Genomic DNA, 16,444 nt, shown 5'->3' with positions numbered 1-16,444 from the left:
AACGTTATTTGGTACTTACTAAGGGGGATATACGGATGAAGCTGAAAAAACTTTTACTCGCAGCCGGACTCGGTGCGACGCTTGTACTCGGTGCATGCGGCAGTGACGATTCAAGTTCGTCTGATACATCAAAAGACGAGTCGACGATGAGCGATGATTCGTCAAAAACAGAAACAGCGGTTGACGCTGAAAAAATCTTCGCCAACAACTGTGCTTCGTGTCACGGGAATAATCTCGAGGGAAATGTCGGACCGAACTTGACGAAAGTCGGAGCGAAATATTCTTCGGAAGAAATTCAAAAAATCATCAAAAACGGTAAAGGGCAAATGCCAGCCGGTATCCTGAAAGACGACAAAGAAATCGTCGCCGTTGCGGATTGGTTAGCTGACAAAAAATAATTATGTGATAGTATGGGGCTAGAGATGACGAACATGACAAATGTTCGCTGTCCGGCTCCCTTTTTTTATGTAAATCAGCCGGAAATGACATTTGATTGTAATGTGCTTAAAAATTGTTGCCTGTTATAATGGGGGTCGGTAGGCGTTAAGACCTATCTGATCAGCATCAGTAATCAAGTAAGGATGTGAAGTAAGTGATCAAGATGCAACAAGTCAGCAAAATTTATCCGAACGGTGTCACGGCACTTCGTGAAGTCAATTTGACGATCAACCAAGGCGAATTCGTCTATATCGTTGGTCCATCCGGAGCCGGGAAATCGACATTCATGAAAATGATGTATCGCGAAGAACGTCCGACAAGCGGTTCGTTTTTATTTAAAGGAATTGAAGTAGGTAAGTTGAAAAACCGCCAAATCCCCGAACTTCGTCGCCAAATCGGCGTCATCTTCCAAGACTTTAAACTACTCCCGTCCTTGACGGTTTATGAAAACGTCGCGTTCGCCCTTGAAGTTGTCGGGGAAGACCGCTCGCAAATCCGTAAGAAAGTGCTTGAAGTACTCGATCTCGTGAAGTTGAAGCACAAGGAACGGAACTATCCTGATGAATTATCCGGTGGAGAACAGCAACGGATCTCGATCGCGAGAGCCATTGTCAATCGTCCTGCCCTTGTCATCGCCGATGAGCCGACAGGAAACCTCGACCCGGATACCGCATGGGAGATCATGGAAGTGTTTGAAGAGATTTATCGCCGTGGGACAACGGTCGTAATGGCGACCCACAACCGAGATATCGTCAATAAGATGCGTCATCGCGTCCTCGCGATTGACGGTGGAAAAATCGTCCGAGACGAAGAGAAAGGAATGTACGGCTATGAAGTTTAATGGATTCCGTCATTTACGGGAAGGGGCAAAAGGTCTCGTCCGAAACGGCTGGATGACATTCGCTTCCGTCAGTGCCGTTACCGTGACCTTATTACTCGTAGGGATTTTTGCGATGGTCATGTTCAACGTCAACAAGATTTCCGATAACGTCGAAAAAGACGTCGAAATTCAAGTGTTCGTCGAACGAGAGTCCGATCAGGCAAAAATCGATGCAGTTGGAAAAAAACTAGAACAGATGCCGGGTGTTGAATCTGTTCGTTACAGCTCAAAAGAAGAAGAACTGGACCGCTTCAAGGAACAGCTTGGCGAAGGATCACAGGCCTACCAGTCGGTTGAGAAGGATAATCCGCTCCACGACCGGTATATCGTCAAGGCAACTTCACCAAATGAGACAGAAACTATTGCAAATACCGTCAAAAAAATGGAAAATATAGATAGTGTCGAATATGGCGAAGATTATGTTGAGAAGATGTTCAACTTCCTTCAAGGGGTTCGGATCGGCGGAATCATCCTGATTGTCGGTTTGACATTCATGGCGATGTTCCTCATTTCGAATACGATCAAGGTCACGATTTTCTCACGTCGCCGTGAGATTGAAATCATGCGACTCGTTGGTGCAAAAAACGGCTTCATCCGTGCACCGTTCTTCATCGAAGGACTGCTGATGGGGGTACTCGGGGCACTGATTCCGATTGCTGTCGTCTACTTCGGATACGAAGTGACGTACAATGCATTGCAACCACAACTCGTATCATTGAATGCCTCAATTTTCACCTTGATTCCACCGGGTGAACTGTCGATTCAAGTGTCTGTCATTCTGCTTGCACTCGGTGCCTTCATCGGTGTCTGGGGATCAACGACGTCACTTGGCCGTTTCTTGAAGATTTAAATTCTAAAAATCAAATAAAAGATAGAGGAGAGATGCTTCTCATGAAGGTCCGATTCTGTTCTACCGTCCTAAGCTTGGCATTAATTGGTTCAAGTGTATCCGTTCAGGCAACGTCCAAGGAAGATTTGTTGAAGGAACAACAGGAGGTCGAGTCCCGTCTGCAAGAGACGGAACAATCGCAGAATCAGACATCGGAGAAGTTAGTCTTGACGAAACAGGAGCGCAAGGAAGCAAAAGCGCGCCTTGATGAAGTCAACAGCCGTCTGGAAGATTTAGCGAGTAAGATTGCGGATCAACAGGCGGCTGTTTCTGTTGCCAAAGAAGAACTGGCGATCGTCACCCGTGCCGTCGGTCAAACCGAATCCAAAATCCGGACACAGGAAAAGTTGATCGGAGACCGTCTGCGGTCCGTTCAACGGGACGGCGACGTCAAATACATCGAAGTATTGCTCGATGCAAAAGATTTTGGAGATCTGATTTCGCGTTTCAGCACTGTCAGTGAAATTATCAAGCAGGATGACGGTGTCCTGCAGACCTATCAGGCAAACGTCAAACAATTAACCGAACAACGGTCCGAGCAGGAACTGGTTCTCGGACAGTTAAAGAAAGAGCAACGGAAACTGCTGATTCTGCAGACCCGGATCATCGCGGAATCGGAAATCAAACGGACGTTGGTTGTCCGTTTGAACAGCCAGGTCAAACAGTTGCAACAGGAACAGTTTACGAAAGCAGAAGAAGCCTCGATTCTTGAAGATCAAAAACGTCTGATCAGCCGTCAATTGGAAGAGTTGCGGGCAGCCGAACTCCAGGCCCAGCAGGAAGCGAAAGAACGGGCGGAAGCGGCACAGAGAGCTGCAGAAGCTGCTGCCCGGGAAGCAGAGGCAGAAGCACAGCGTCAGGCGGAACAAAAAGCACAAGCGCAAAAAGAACAGAAAGAACGGAATGATACGACTTCCCGTCCGCCGGCTGCTTCAGAACCGGTGACGGAAGCCCCGTCCCAACCGGCGACATCTAATCCAAGCACGTCGATCAAACCGTTCCTGTTGCCTGTGACCGGCTACGTCTCGTCACCGTTTGGTCCCCGCACCAATCCGTTGACCGGGAAGTCGGAACGACATACCGGAATCGATCTCGTTAATGCCAAAGGGACGCCGATCAAAGCGGCGGCCGGCGGGATTGTCCTCCGGGCCGGCAGTGCAACCGGCTACGGAAATGTCGTCATGATTACGCATTTGATCGACGGAAAAGTCTGGACGACCGTTTACGGACACCTCGATTCGGTTTCTGTCAAAGCCGGGCAAACAGTCATGCCGGGCGATATCGTCGGTAAACTCGGTTCGACGGGCTGGTCGACGGGACCACACCTTCACTTTGAGATTCATCGCGGTGAATGGGCTGTCGGACAACCGAATGCGGTCGATCCGGCGCCTTACATCTTATAACTTCAACGTACGACTGACGAAAAGATAGGGTAACCTATCTTTTTTTGCTATACTGAAAAAAATAGCAGGTTTAGACCAGAAACGAGGAATTACGCGTGAAAAAATCGACAACGGCCGTCATAGCGGTCAGCACGTTTGGCCTGGGTCTCGGAGCAGGTGCTGTCGGGATGTTAGCGACAGGTGGAACGGATTCAGTAGCAACAAGTTCTTCATCCAATGCAACGGGGAATTGGAAAAAGATCGATCAGGTCCGGCAGATGATTTCACAAAATTATTTGGAGGACGTGACGGATCAGGAATTGCTGGAAGGGGCATTAACCGGCATGACGGAAGTCCTCGACGATCCGTACTCGGTCTACATGGACGAATCGGAAACGGCATCGTTCAACACGAATTTGTCGTCTTCATTCGAAGGCATCGGTGCGACCCTCGAACAAAAAGGCGAATCGATTGTCATCGTCTCACCAATCAAGGGATCGCCCGCTGAAAAAGCCGGTATCAAACCGGGGGATATTATTTTAGAAATTGACGGTAAATCAACAAAAGGACAGAAAACGGATCAAGCGGTCAAGAAAATCCGCGGCGAAAAAGGGACGAAAGTCGTCTTGACGATTCAACGCGGCGGACAGGATCCGATGAAGATTTCAATCGTCCGCGATACAATTCCGATCGAGACGGTTTATTCGAAAACGGAAAAAATCAACGGCAAGACGATTGGTGTCCTGCAAGTGACACAATTCTCGGACCCGACAGCAAAAGAGTTCGAGAAACAACTCGCAGCCCTCGAGGAGAAAAACATTGATGGTCTTGTCATCGATGTCCGGGGAAATCCGGGCGGCTTGCTGACAGCCGTTTCACAAATGATTGCGCCGTTCATCCCGAAAGACACACCGATTTTCCAGGTGGAAGACAACAAAGGGGAGCGGACGCAGGAATTCGGGAAAGCGGAAGAGAAGAAACCTTATAAGCTCGTTGTCCTCGAAGACAGCGGATCGGCCTCGGCTTCGGAAATTCTGGCCGCCGGATTAAAAGAAGGCGCCGGTGCCGAAGTGGTCGGGACGAAATCGTTCGGAAAAGGAATCGTCCAAAGCGCTTATGATTTAAAAGACGGCAGTGATTTGAAGCTGACGACGAATAAATGGCTGACACCGGACGGCAACTGGATTCATAAAAAAGGCGTCAAGCCGACGGTCGAAGTCAAACAGCCGGATTACTTTAACGTCACGAAGATTCTGACGGATAATAAGACGCTTGCAAGCGGCGATTACGGCAAGCCTGTCGAAAACGCACACCTGGTTCTTGAAGCGATCGGTTTTGATCCGAAAGGACAGGACGGTTACTTCGGCGATACGATGAAACAGGCGGTCGAGCGTCTCCAAAAAGACGCGAAGCTTGAGGTGACCGGCAAAATCGATCAGGTGACCGCTTCCGAGATGGAAACGCGTCTCCTGAAGAAACTGGAAGACGAAAAAAATGATGTCCAGCGCATCAAGGCGTTGGAAGTCGCTGCACAATAACTTACAGAAAGAGGTCTGAATGGGCGTGGAATTACTCGATGGAATCGGTTGGACAGTGATTAGTCTCTTCGCTAGTCCAATCTTGTGGTTAGCCGTTCTAGTCAGTTTTTTACTCAGTATGCGACGTATCAAACGTGAACGGAATCTGTTCCGGTCACGCACGCGTAGCAAACGGACCGATCTCTTCGAAACGCTTGTTCCGGGCTTCGTGGTTGGTCTTGTCTTATCCGTCATCAGTGTGAGTCTGACGTTGACGGTCTCAACAGAGTTTCTGATCGCCTTCATGGTGTTGACGTTCCTGATTTTGTTGACCGGTGTCATCCGCTTCAATTTACCGCTCGGACCGCTCGTCCTGCTTGCCGGCGTCACCTGGTTCATGACGGGTGACCGGGTTGACAGTCTCCGGGATGTCACGGTCAGCGACTGGCTGTTGCTTGCGGCCTTGTCCTTGGGAGCTGAACTGGTACTGTTGATCTGGCGGGGGAAAAAGAATTTATCACCTTCCTTGGTCTTATCGAAGCGGGGACGTTACATCGGTGGACTTTCGTCGAATAAGCTGTGGCTGATTCCGCTCGTCGTCTTTGTACCGGGCAGCAGCCTGGAAACGCTCATTCCACAATGGTCGTTTCCGGAGTTCGTTCCGATTGTCCTGTTTTTGCCGATCGGATTCAGTTTCCTCTTTACCGGACAGTTGCCGGACCAGTTAATCCGTCCGCTGATCCAGGGACGACTGCTGACGTTCGTCTTGTCCGTCGTGCTTGCGGCAGGCGCCTTCTTGACCGGACAGGCTGTCTGGTTATACGGATTACCCGTCCTGCTGATCGTACACCTGATTTTGCATCAGCGGATTAAACGACTCAACCGCTCGCAGACACCGCTGTTCCTCAACGGAAAACGCGGGGTCGTCATTCTCGGAACGTTACCGGAGAAGCCGGCTTCTGAGATGGGACTCGTCCCGGGCGAAGCGATTTATAAAGTCAATGGAGAGTTCGTCGAGTCGGAGAAGTCGTTTTACGAAGCGATTCAAAAACACAAACCGTACCTCCGTCTCGAGGTCATGAATCACAACGGAGATGTCCGGTTCGCGCAGCGGGCTTTTTATGAACAGGATCATCATGATCTCGGGATTTTGTTCGTCAGTGAACCTGGCAACAAACGGACGAAAATCCGGACCCTGCAGTGACTTGAGTTTAAAATTCAGCGTAAAAAACAGTTCAGCCTGCGGGCTGGACTTTTTCTTTTCGTGAAAAACGGGTAACTTTTAAATGGAGCACTTCAAAATCGAATGTTTGTTCGTAAAGTGGTACAATGAAAATAGATTTTGTGAACTGGATGAGGGGGAAGAATACGATGGATTTTGAGTTAGTATCACCATTTGAACCGGGTGGCGATCAACCGGTAGCGATTGAAAAATTGATTGCAGGCGTCAAGAACGGCGAGCGCCATCAGACGTTGCTCGGAGCGACGGGAACAGGGAAAACCTTCACCGTCTCGAACGTCATCAAAGAGATTAAGAAGCCGACGTTGGTCCTGGCCCACAATAAGACACTTGCCGGTCAGCTGTATTCGGAGTTCAAAGAGTTCTTCCCAAACAACGCGGTCGAATATTTCGTCAGCTTTTATGATTATTACCAACCGGAAGCTTACGTGCCGTCAACGGATACGTTCATCGAAAAGGACTCGTCCATCAATGATGAGATCGATAAGTTGCGTCACTCAGCGACGTCAGCGCTGTTTGAACGCGAAGACGTCTTAATTGTCGCCTCGGTTTCGTGTATTTATGGTCTTGGTAATCCGGAAGAGTACAACAACCATGTGCTGTCGCTCCGTGTCGGAAACGAAATGGGACGAAACGAGATGTTGCGTCGTCTGATCGACATTCAATATGAACGGAACGATATCGATTTCCAGCGCGGACGGTTCCGCGTCCGGGGAGACGTCGTCGAAATTTTCCCGGCATCGCGTGACGAACAGTGTGTCCGGGTTGAATTTTTCGGAGATGAGATTGAACGGATCCGCGACATGGACCCGTTGACCGGTGAAATCATCGCCGACCGGGAACACATCTCGATTTTCCCGGCATCCCACTTCGTGACCGGGGATACCCGGCTGCAAAAAGCGATTACGAACATCGAGGCAGAACTTGAGACACAACTCGCGAAGATGCGGGAAGACGGTATGCTGCTCGAAGCCCAGCGGCTCGAACAGCGGACGAATTATGACCTTGAGATGATGCGTGAGATGGGTTACTGCTCGGGGATCGAAAACTATTCCCGTCACTTGAACTTAATGCCGCCGGGCTCGACACCGTACACGTTGATCGATTACTTCCCGAAAGACTTTTTACTGGTCGCCGATGAGTCGCACGTGACGTTGCCGCAAATCCGCGGGATGTACAACGGGGACCAGGCTCGGAAACAAGTCCTCGTCGACCACGGCTTCCGTCTGCCGTCAGCGAAGGACAACCGGCCGCTCCGGTTCGAGGAATTTGAGGAAAAGGTCAGCCAAGCGATTTATATCTCGGCGACACCCGGTCCTTACGAAATCGAACATACAAAAGAAATGGTCGAACAAATCATCCGTCCGACCGGACTCGTTGATCCGACGATCGAGATTCATCCGATCACAGGTCAAATCGACTACTTGATGGATAACATCCGCGAACGGGTCGCGAAAAATGAACGTGTGCTCGTGACGACATTGACGAAAAAAATGTCGGAGGATTTGACGGATTATCTGAAGGAGCATGGCGTTAAGGTCAACTACATGCACTCGGAAATCAAGACGCTTGAGCGGATTGAAATCATCCGCGATTTACGGCTCGGGAAATACGATGTCCTCGTCGGGATCAACCTGTTGCGGGAAGGACTGGATATTCCGGAAGTCTCGCTCGTGACGATACTTGATGCCGACAAGGAAGGATTCCTGCGTTCGGAACGGTCACTGATTCAGACGATCGGTCGGGCAGCCCGGAACTCGGAAGGGCACGTCATTCTGTTTGCCGATAAGATGACCGACTCGATGCAGCGGGCCATTGATGAAACGGAACGGCGGCGCAACATTCAGCTCGCCTTTAATAAAGAACACGGCATCACGCCGAAAACGATTCAAAAGGATGTCCGTGGTGTCATCAGTACGACAATCGAGAGCGACGATACAGTCGAAAAACTCGAGAAGTTCAACAAACTGAAAAAACCGGAACGCGAAACACTGCTCGAACAACTCGATCAAGAGATGCGTCAAGCGGCGAAAGATATGCAGTTTGAACGGGCAGCAGAATTGCGTGACCTTATCTTAGAATTGAAAGCAGGTGCCTAAGTTGGCAGAAAAAAAGAACAAGATCATCATCAAGGGCGCTCGCGTCAATAACTTACAAAACATCGATGTCGAAATCCCGCGCGATCAGCTTGTCGTCCTGACAGGCTTATCCGGGTCCGGGAAATCGTCTCTCGCATTTGATACGATTTATGCGGAAGGACAACGGCGGTATGTCGAAAGTCTGTCCGCCTATGCCCGCCAGTTTTTAGGACAGATGGACAAACCGGACGTCGATGCGATCGAAGGACTCAGTCCGGCCATTTCGATTGACCAAAAGACGACCAGTAAAAACCCGCGTTCGACGGTCGGGACGGTTACGGAAATCTATGACTATCTCCGTCTGCTCTATGCCCGGATCGGAAAACCGATTTGTCCGAATCACGGGATTGAAATCTCAAGCCAGACGATCAGTCAGATGGTCGACCAGGTGATGGAACTGCCGGAGCGCAGCCGTCTGCAGATTCTCGCACCGATCATTTCCGGCCGCAAAGGCGCCCATGTCAAAGTCTTCGAAGACCTGAAAAAAGAAGGGTTCGTCCGTGTTCGCGTTGATGGCGAAACGATCGATTTGACAGATGACATCGAACTCGAGAAAAATAAAAAACACTCGATCGAAGTTGTCGTCGACCGGGTCGTTGTCCGTCCGGATGTGGAAGCCCGCCTCGCGGATTCGCTCGAGACGGCGCTTCGTCTTGCGGACGGTCGTGTCATCGTTGATACGATGGACGGAAACGAACTGTTGTTCAGCGAACATCATGCCTGCCCGATCTGCGGTTTTTCAATCGGAGAACTCGAACCACGGATGTTTTCGTTTAACTCGCCGTTCGGAGCTTGTACATCGTGTGACGGACTCGGGACGAAACTCGAAGTCGACGTTGATCTCGTTGTACCGCATCCGGATAAATCGTTGAACGAAGGGGCGATCATCGCCTGGGAACCAACCAGTTCACAATATTATCCGCAGTTGCTTGCGGCTGTCTGCAGCCACTTCAACATCGACATGGATACACCGTTCGAACAGCTGTCGGACGAACACCGCGATATTCTGTTGAACGGTAGCACGAAGGAAGAAATCCAGTTCCGCTATGAAAATGACTTTGGGATGGTCCGCAATACGTCATTGTTCTTTGAAGGTGTCCTGAACAATTTACAACGACGCTTCAAAGAGACATCGTCCGACTACATCCGGGAACAGATGGAAGGGTACATGGCGAAAAAAGCCTGTCCGACATGTAAAGGACACCGCTTAAAACGCGAATCCCTCGCCGTCAAAGTGTCAGGAATCCATATCGGTGAAGTGACGAAGATGTCCGTCAAACAGGCCGTCGTCTTTTTTGAAGAGTTGCCAGACAAATTATCCGAGAAGGATCAGACGATTTCCCGGATGATTGTCCGCGAAATTCATGAACGGTCGTCGTTCCTCGAGAACGTCGGACTCGATTATCTGACGATCTCGCGGGCTGCCGGTACATTGTCCGGCGGAGAAGCACAACGGATTCGTCTCGCGACGCAAATCGGGTCACGGCTGACCGGTGTTTTGTACGTCCTTGATGAACCGTCAATCGGACTCCACCAGCGTGATAACGACCGGCTGATCAATACCCTCAAGACGATGCGCGATCTCGGAAACACGTTGATTGTCGTCGAACATGATGAGGATACGATGATGGCAGCGGACTACCTGATTGATATCGGACCGGGAGCCGGTGACCACGGCGGATTCGTCACGGCAGCGGGACGTCCGGAAGAACTGATGCAGGATCCGAATTCTTTGACGGGACAATACTTGTCCGGCAAGAAATTCATTCCCGTCCCGTCTGAACGGAAACAACCGGACGGTCGGGCCTTACGAATCCATAAAGCATCGGAAAACAATTTGAAAAACGTCGATGTCGACATTCCGCTTGGTTTGTTCGTCGCCGTGACCGGTGTATCCGGTTCCGGGAAATCGACATTGATCAATGAGATTCTCTACAAGACGATTGCCCATGAGATGAATCGGGCGAAGGAAAAACCGGGGGCCCATAAAGGGATTTCAGGACTCGACCAAATCGATAAAGTCATCGATATCGATCAGTCGCCGATCGGTCGGACACCACGTTCGAACCCGGCGACGTATACCGGCGTCTTTGACGATATCCGCGACGTCTTTGCCTCGACGAACGAAGCAAAACTCCGCGGGTATAAAAAAGGCCGCTTCAGCTTCAACATCAAAGGCGGACGTTGCGAGGCCTGCCGCGGCGACGGCATCATCAAGATTGAGATGCACTTCCTGCCGGATGTGTATGTGCCGTGTGAAATCTGTCACGGCAAACGCTACAACCGCGAAACGCTGGAAGTAAAATATAAAGGCAAGACGATTGCCGATGTGCTCGAGATGACGGTTGAAGATGCGTTGGAATTCTTTGAAAAGATTCCGAAAATCAGTCGGAAACTGCAGACGATTGTCGACGTTGGTCTGACCTACATGCGTCTCGGACAACCGGCGACGGAACTGTCCGGCGGAGAAGCACAACGGGTCAAGTTGGCATCCGAGCTGCATAAACGTTCGACCGGGAAAACGATTTATATTCTCGATGAGCCGACGACCGGGTTACACGTCCACGATATCGCCCGATTGCTGAAAGTCTTGCAACGACTCGTCGACAACGGAGACACGGTGCTCGTCATCGAACACAACCTGGATGTCATCAAAACAGCTGACTATTTGATTGATCTCGGACCAGAGGGCGGAGACGGCGGCGGGAAGATTGTCGCGACCGGAACACCGGAAGAAATCGCAGCGGTCAAGGAATCCTATACCGGTCATTACCTGGCTCCTGTTCTCGAACGAGACACGGCCCGAATCAAATCATGAAACTTTTTTGATTCAGGAATCGTAAAAAGGGAAGTAAGGAAAGTAGAACGAAGTAAATAAGCAAGTCCCATCGATTAACGTGTACCAGATCAGAGGAGGGAACTATTGATGAAGCAGGATATGCGCCAACTGATACTTGAACAAGTGAAAGAAGGAAAGCTGACGATTGACGAAGCACTCGATAAACTCGAACGCCTTGAAGCCATCGATCAGAAACCGTCGTCTTCAAGTGAGCATAAATACGTGGACGAACCGGAACAATACGACCGGGTCGACCATTATACGGTCGACTCCTTGACATCAAAAGTCATGTCAGCTTTTGACGGCCTCGTCAACCGGATCAAAGAAAGTGACTTGTCACTCAATCAAACGTCCGGACCGAACGTCACGTACGTCAAACAATTCCCGTTCAGCGGTGAGACGATTCATTTGGATTTATTTAATGCCAATGCCATCGTCGAACCGGGTGACTTGGAAGAGTGTGAGTTGACCGTTACCGGTCGCCCGCTCCGTCAAGTGAACGAAGAACAAGCGCTGGAGCAACTGCAGGCAGCACTTCAGCACTCTGTTTCTGCGAACACGTTATCGATTCGTCTGAAGGATAAACGCGTTCGCGCGACGGTTCACTTGAAGATTCCGCGCCGTCACTATGAATCACTCGTCTTGCAGACGTTAAACGGTGAAGTCACGTTATCGTCGCTTGATGCGACGTCAGTGCAACTGATGACAGCGAACGGACGAATTCATGTCCGTGACCTGTTCAGTGAAGAAGTGAAGACGTCAACCGCCAACGGTTCGATCGAAATCGAAGAATCGGAAATCAAGTCGTTAAGAGCGAAAACGGCCAACGGTCAAGTCATTGCGACCGGCGTGTTTGAGCGGTCTGATCTGAAGACGGCGAACGGTAACGTCCGGTGTGAACTGAAGACAGTCCAGGATGCGAAGATCCAAGCGTCGTCGCTTGCCGGAAGCATCGCCTTGATGTTGCCGCACGGTGCAGAAGTCTACGGTGAACTGGAAACGAACTTCGGCGGTCTGAACTGTAACCTCGACGAAATGGAATTGATCCGCGATCAAAAAGAAGTCGTCAACCGGAAACTCCACTTCCTGTCAGGTCGTGGTCGGACTCCGAAGATTGAAGTCGCCGCTGATACGAAGACGGGCACGATTTCCGTCACGCACGGTGTTCACTTAAGTCCGCAAGCTTTATAATCCGAGTCCTGTCCCTTGATTCATAAGGGGCAGGATTTTTTTGCCGAAAAAAAGACGACCCGCTATCAGAAGATAGGGAGTCGCCGGATGAAATGCCGGTACGAATTAATAATTGTAGTCTTGATCCATCATCGGATCGTCAAAATTCATGTTTTCGAAGTTATTCATGTCATATCCAAACGATAAAAGTGTGACGACACCGACAATGGCAAGAACGATCGAGAGAATGATCAAGCCGATTCCCATCCAGCTCTTGCGGCGTGAGCGGTTCCAATAGAAAATGATAGCTAAAATGTACGAGATAAACGAACCGCTGATGAAGATTCCGATAATCGAGATAATGAAGAATAATAATGCCGTTTGGTCCTGATTGCGCGAATAGGCTTTCCACATATCGATCAAGGCGATGATCAGGTAAACAAAGCCGACGATGGCGAGAATTGCGAATAAAATCATGATGATAATAATGCCGATTCCGCTGCCTGTTGATTCCATCATAATAAAACCTCCTTTTTTTCCTATCTGTACTCCATTCCCAAGATTGTCCACTTCTAATCGAAATCCTTGATTTTGAGAAAAATATGGTACAATACTTCAAGTGAAAGGGGCTGATTGAGCGTGCAACCAAAAGTGCGAACAGCTGAAATCGTAAAGCAATTCAATTTAAAAATCGTCACCGGAGAAGAAGGACTGCATCGTCCGATTCTGACGGCTGATCTTTGTCGACCGGGTCTTGTCCTCGCCGGCTATTATGCCTATTACCCGGCAGAACGTCTGCAGATTCTCGGGAAAACGGAATTGACGTTTTTCAACAACCTGACGTATGAGGAACAGCTCGAGCGGGCAAACGTTCTCTGTACGGATGAGACACCGGGAATTTTGATTACACGTGGTTTTGATGTACCGGAAGCAATCGTCAAGGCGGCGGACGAAACGAACGTCCCTCTTTTGACGACGAAGGGACATACGACATCGGTCGAATCACAAATTACGAACTTCCTCGAAGCGGAGCTCGCACCGACAACGGCAATGCACGGCGTGCTCGTCGATATCTACGGCGTCGGTGTTTTCATCAAAGGGGCAAGCGGCGTCGGGAAATCCGAGACAGCTCTTGAACTCGTCAAACGGGGACACCGTTTAGTCGCCGATGATTCGGTCGAGATTCGTCAGACCGGCGACGGCATCCTTGTCGGGACCGCTCCGAAATTGATTCAGCATCTGCTTGAGATTCGCGGAATCGGGATCATCGATGTGATGACGTTATTCGGTGCCGGTGCCGTTCGTTCGCACAAGAAAATCAGCCTCGTCTGTAATTTGGAAATCTGGGATCAGGCGAAAGTCTACGACCGCGTAGGACTGGACCAGGAAACCTTACAAATCATCGATACGGAAATCCCGTTCTTGACGATTCCGGTTCGTCCCGGACGAAACCTGGCTGTCATCATCGAGGTGGCTGCCATGAACTATCGTCTGAAAAACATGGGCATCAATACAGCAGAAGAATTTGCAGGGCGTCTCGCGCAAGCGATTGAAGATGGGAACGGTGGTCTTTGATGGGAACATTAGCGAGTGTCCAACCGACGTTTGACCGGGTGGCGATCGAAATCGGGCCGATTCCGATCTATTGGTACGGTATCGTCATCGCGCTTGGCGCGGTCGTCGGTCTGATGATTGCCATCTTTGAATCCAAACGGATTGGCTTTAACGAAGAATATGCTGTCGATGTCGTCATCTGGTCGATTCCGATCAGTATCATCTGCGCCCGGATTTACTACGTGGCGTTCGAATGGGATTATTATGGTCAGAATCTCGATCAAATCATCAACATCCGCCAAGGCGGGATTGCGATCCATGGTGCCATCATCGGTGCGATTTTGACCGTCCTGATTTATACGCGCAAGAAAAACATCTCGTTTTGGCAAATTGCCGATATTCTGGCACCGTCACTCTTGTTCGGACAAGCGGTCGGACGCTGGGGCAACTTCTTTAACCAGGAAGCGCACGGCGGCGAGACGACCTGGACCTTCCTGCAGGATACGTTGCACTTACCGGACTGGATCGTCAATCAGATGTACATCGACGGGGTTTATTACATTCCGACGTTCTTATATGAAAGTATCTGGAACATCATCGGTGTCATCCTGTTGATTGTCTGGCGGATGAAGTTTAATCCGCGACGCGGTTATGTCTTCCTCGGTTACCTGATCTGGTACTCGATCGGACGTTTTTACATCGAAGGCTTACGGACGGACAGTTTAATGATGGGCGGCGGTCTCCGGACGGCACAAATCGTCTCGATCTGTCTGATTGTCTTTGGTCTGATCATGCTGTTTATCCGAAAAAATGCCGTCCGTTATTTGGACGGAACAAAACGGGAGGCGAAATGAACCGATGATTCAAACGATTCTCTTTGATCTCGACGGGACGTTGATTGATACGAATCCCCTCATTTTAAAAAGTTTTGCCCATACGCTCGATTATTATTATCCGGACCGGACCTTTACGGAAGCAGAACTGCTTCCGTTCATCGGACCGACGCTTGAAAAGTCGTTCTCGGAAATGAATGCCGGTCAATGGAAAGAGATGGTCGCGTTTTACCGGAGTTACAACATTGCGATGCATGATGCACTTGTTCTCGAGTATCCGGGTGTGCTCGACGGATTACGCCGATTGAAGGAACAGGGCTACAAAATGGCAATCGTCACTTCAAAGAGCCGGCGCGTTGCGTTAAAAGGAATCGAACTGTTTGGACTGTCGCATCTGTTTGACGCGGTCATCGCGGCAGATGATGTTACGGAAGAAAAACCGGCTGTCGAACCGTTTGAAAAGGCGATGGCGTTACTCGGTTCAACACGCGAAGAAACAATCATGGTCGGTGACAACGACACGGACATCCACGGCGGGAAAAATGCCGGTCTGAAAACCGTTGCCGTCGGCTGGGCAATCAAAGGACGTCCATATCTCGAAGCGCTTGAACCGGATTTGATCATTGATTCGATGGAACAGTTGGGCGACTGGATTGAGGCTGAAAATGCCAAGGCGGACTGACCGGTATCACGTCGGAGCGACAAATCCGCTCTGGCATATGTATCGGACGGTATCGTTCTTCAAAGTCATGTGGTGTTTCATCATCATTACGATTGGCCGGTTCTCGCCGTCGCTCCGCTTCAAGAACAGTCTCTACCGGACGTGTTTGCGGATGAAGATCGGCGACCGGACGGCACTGGCGTTGATGGTCATGCCGGATACGATGTTCCCGGAACGGATTACGATCGGCTCCAATACGGTCATCGGCTTCAATACGACGATTCTCTGCCACGAATATTTGACGACGGAATACCGGATCGGCAACGTGACGATCGGAAATGACGTGTTGATTGGCGCAAACGTGACGATTTTACCCGGCGTGACGATTGGGGACGGTGCGATGGTCGGAGCCGGTTCCGTCGTCCATCGGGATATTCTGCCCGGGGAACGCGTGTCGAGTCAGCCGCTCCGCCGGCACGAAATGTGACGAAAATGTGAGAGGAAGGAGAGGACAAGATGAGTCATATCCGCTTTACGTATAAAACAGGAAAGTATTTCGGAAGATTATTTGCCGAACGTCCGCAAGGGTTGGTCGTCGAGGTACTGGCCGTCGAGAAACACCCGATTCAAGGTGATCTGCACAATCCGAATCAGGTCGACGTGCCCCTCTTCCATGTCCGTACTGCCTTACACCCGCACGAAAAAGTAACGGTTGCTCCCGGTGTCGTTTATGCCTATGAAGGTGAGATTCCGAGCTACGCCGAAAGCTTACGCCAAGCGTTCGACAAAGAAGTCGAACGGTTGAATGGACAAAACCCGCAAGCGGATGCTTTCGTACAAAAATGCTTAGAGAATTACAAGGAACTGGAATCGATTTATGCGAAACGTTGGGGATAAACCCCG

General features: G+C 50.2%; 15 protein-coding genes. 14 read left to right on the top strand and 1 reads right to left on the bottom strand.

Annotated elements, in window-relative coordinates; translation table 11 throughout:
- The first annotated feature begins 35 nt into the window (after positions 1-35).
- From cccB to ABIC15_RS03395, 9 genes are all read left to right on the top strand, one after another.
- Positions 36-398: a cytochrome c551 gene (gene cccB, locus ABIC15_RS03435; RefSeq protein WP_199505838.1), complete on the top strand. Its 363-nt coding sequence runs from the start codon at positions 36-38 to the stop codon at positions 396-398.
- Between the two features lie 194 nt (positions 399-592).
- Positions 593-1,279 carry a cell division ATP-binding protein FtsE gene (ftsE, locus tag ABIC15_RS03430; protein ID WP_209547953.1) on the top strand — a complete coding sequence of 229 codons (687 nt, stop codon included), beginning with the start codon at positions 593-595 and terminating at the stop codon, positions 1,277-1,279.
- Positions 1,269-2,168, top strand: a complete 900-nt coding sequence (gene ftsX / locus ABIC15_RS03425; protein WP_354019716.1) for a permease-like cell division protein FtsX — start codon at positions 1,269-1,271, stop codon at positions 2,166-2,168. Before ftsE ends, ftsX begins: the two co-directional genes overlap by 11 nt.
- Before the next feature lie 41 nt (positions 2,169-2,209).
- Positions 2,210-3,610, top strand: coding sequence for a peptidoglycan DD-metalloendopeptidase family protein (locus tag ABIC15_RS03420; RefSeq protein ID WP_354019715.1), 1,401 nt, complete (start codon positions 2,210-2,212; stop codon positions 3,608-3,610).
- A gap of 95 nt (positions 3,611-3,705) precedes the next feature.
- Complete coding sequence (locus ABIC15_RS03415) at positions 3,706-5,127, top strand: S41 family peptidase (protein WP_354019714.1); 1,422 nt, start codon at positions 3,706-3,708, stop codon at positions 5,125-5,127.
- Between the two features lie 19 nt (positions 5,128-5,146).
- The gene (locus ABIC15_RS03410) at positions 5,147-6,310 is read left to right on the top strand and encodes a PDZ domain-containing protein (RefSeq protein ID WP_354019713.1); all 1,164 of its coding nucleotides are present in this window, start codon (positions 5,147-5,149) and stop codon (positions 6,308-6,310) included.
- Between the two features lie 167 nt (positions 6,311-6,477).
- Positions 6,478-8,445 carry an excinuclease ABC subunit UvrB gene (gene uvrB / locus ABIC15_RS03405; protein ID WP_413230424.1) on the top strand — a complete coding sequence of 656 codons (1,968 nt, stop codon included), beginning with the start codon at positions 6,478-6,480 and terminating at the stop codon, positions 8,443-8,445.
- Position 8,446: 1 nt separating this feature from the next.
- On the top strand, positions 8,447-11,302 hold the full coding sequence (gene uvrA, locus ABIC15_RS03400; protein WP_354019712.1) for an excinuclease ABC subunit UvrA: 2,856 nt from the start codon (positions 8,447-8,449) through the stop codon (positions 11,300-11,302).
- Positions 11,303-11,410: 108 nt separating this feature from the next.
- Positions 11,411-12,514 carry a DUF4097 family beta strand repeat-containing protein gene (locus tag ABIC15_RS03395; RefSeq protein WP_012371280.1) on the top strand — a complete coding sequence of 368 codons (1,104 nt, stop codon included), beginning with the start codon at positions 11,411-11,413 and terminating at the stop codon, positions 12,512-12,514.
- 105 nt (positions 12,515-12,619) lie between these two features.
- On the opposite strand, the gene ABIC15_RS03390 is transcribed toward ABIC15_RS03395, so the two are convergent.
- Positions 12,620-13,012, bottom strand: a complete 393-nt coding sequence (locus tag ABIC15_RS03390; protein ID WP_012371279.1) for a hypothetical protein — start codon at positions 13,010-13,012, stop codon at positions 12,620-12,622.
- 120 nt (positions 13,013-13,132) lie between these two features.
- On the opposite strand from ABIC15_RS03390, the gene hprK reads away from it, so the two are divergent.
- The 5 genes from hprK to kapB are packed head-to-tail and all read left to right on the top strand — an operon-like array spanning position 13,133 to position 16,438.
- A complete protein-coding gene (gene hprK / locus ABIC15_RS03385) occupies positions 13,133-14,068 on the top strand; it encodes an HPr(Ser) kinase/phosphatase (RefSeq protein ID WP_012371278.1) in 936 nt (311 codons plus the stop codon).
- Positions 14,068-14,901, top strand: a complete 834-nt coding sequence (gene lgt / locus ABIC15_RS03380; protein WP_290827600.1) for a prolipoprotein diacylglyceryl transferase — start codon at positions 14,068-14,070, stop codon at positions 14,899-14,901. Before hprK ends, lgt begins: the two co-directional genes overlap by 1 nt.
- 4 nt (positions 14,902-14,905) lie before the next feature.
- The gene (gene ppaX / locus ABIC15_RS03375) at positions 14,906-15,562 is read left to right on the top strand and encodes a pyrophosphatase PpaX (RefSeq protein WP_290827598.1); all 657 of its coding nucleotides are present in this window, start codon (positions 14,906-14,908) and stop codon (positions 15,560-15,562) included.
- A complete protein-coding gene (locus ABIC15_RS03370) occupies positions 15,546-16,028 on the top strand; it encodes an acyltransferase (RefSeq protein ID WP_012371275.1) in 483 nt (160 codons plus the stop codon). Before ppaX ends, ABIC15_RS03370 begins: the two co-directional genes overlap by 17 nt.
- Before the next feature lie 29 nt (positions 16,029-16,057).
- On the top strand, positions 16,058-16,438 hold the full coding sequence (gene kapB, locus ABIC15_RS03365; protein ID WP_012371274.1) for a sporulation phosphorelay system protein KapB: 381 nt from the start codon (positions 16,058-16,060) through the stop codon (positions 16,436-16,438).
- The last annotated feature ends 6 nt before the right edge of the window (positions 16,439-16,444 follow it).

The organism is Exiguobacterium sp. PvP048, from assembly GCF_040549175.1.
Taxonomy (GTDB): Bacteria; Bacillota; Bacilli; order Exiguobacteriales; family Exiguobacteriaceae; genus Exiguobacterium_A; species Exiguobacterium_A artemiae.
Note: the sequence above shows the minus strand (reverse complement) of the source record. Positions and strands in the feature narration are given on the sequence as shown.

Excerpts from the sequence above, each read along its gene's own strand:
- ABIC15_RS03410 (WP_354019713.1), top strand. The coding sequence starts at position 5,147 with ATGGGCGTGGAATTACTCGATGGAATCGGTTGGACAGTGATTAGTCTC.
- uvrB (WP_413230424.1), top strand. The coding sequence starts at position 6,478 with ATGGATTTTGAGTTAGTATCACCATTTGAACCGGGTGGCGATCAACCG.
- ppaX (WP_290827598.1), top strand. The coding sequence starts at position 14,906 with ATGATTCAAACGATTCTCTTTGATCTCGACGGGACGTTGATTGATACG.
- ABIC15_RS03395 (WP_012371280.1), top strand. The coding sequence starts at position 11,411 with ATGAAGCAGGATATGCGCCAACTGATACTTGAACAAGTGAAAGAAGGA.
- ABIC15_RS03390 (WP_012371279.1), bottom strand. The coding sequence starts at position 13,012 with ATGATGGAATCAACAGGCAGCGGAATCGGCATTATTATCATCATGATT.
- cccB (WP_199505838.1), top strand. The coding sequence starts at position 36 with ATGAAGCTGAAAAAACTTTTACTCGCAGCCGGACTCGGTGCGACGCTT.
- lgt (WP_290827600.1), top strand. The coding sequence starts at position 14,068 with ATGGGAACATTAGCGAGTGTCCAACCGACGTTTGACCGGGTGGCGATC.
- kapB (WP_012371274.1), top strand. The coding sequence starts at position 16,058 with ATGAGTCATATCCGCTTTACGTATAAAACAGGAAAGTATTTCGGAAGA.
- ABIC15_RS03420 (WP_354019715.1), top strand. The coding sequence starts at position 2,210 with ATGAAGGTCCGATTCTGTTCTACCGTCCTAAGCTTGGCATTAATTGGT.
- ABIC15_RS03370 (WP_012371275.1), top strand. The coding sequence starts at position 15,546 with ATGCCAAGGCGGACTGACCGGTATCACGTCGGAGCGACAAATCCGCTC.
- ftsX (WP_354019716.1), top strand. The coding sequence starts at position 1,269 with ATGAAGTTTAATGGATTCCGTCATTTACGGGAAGGGGCAAAAGGTCTC.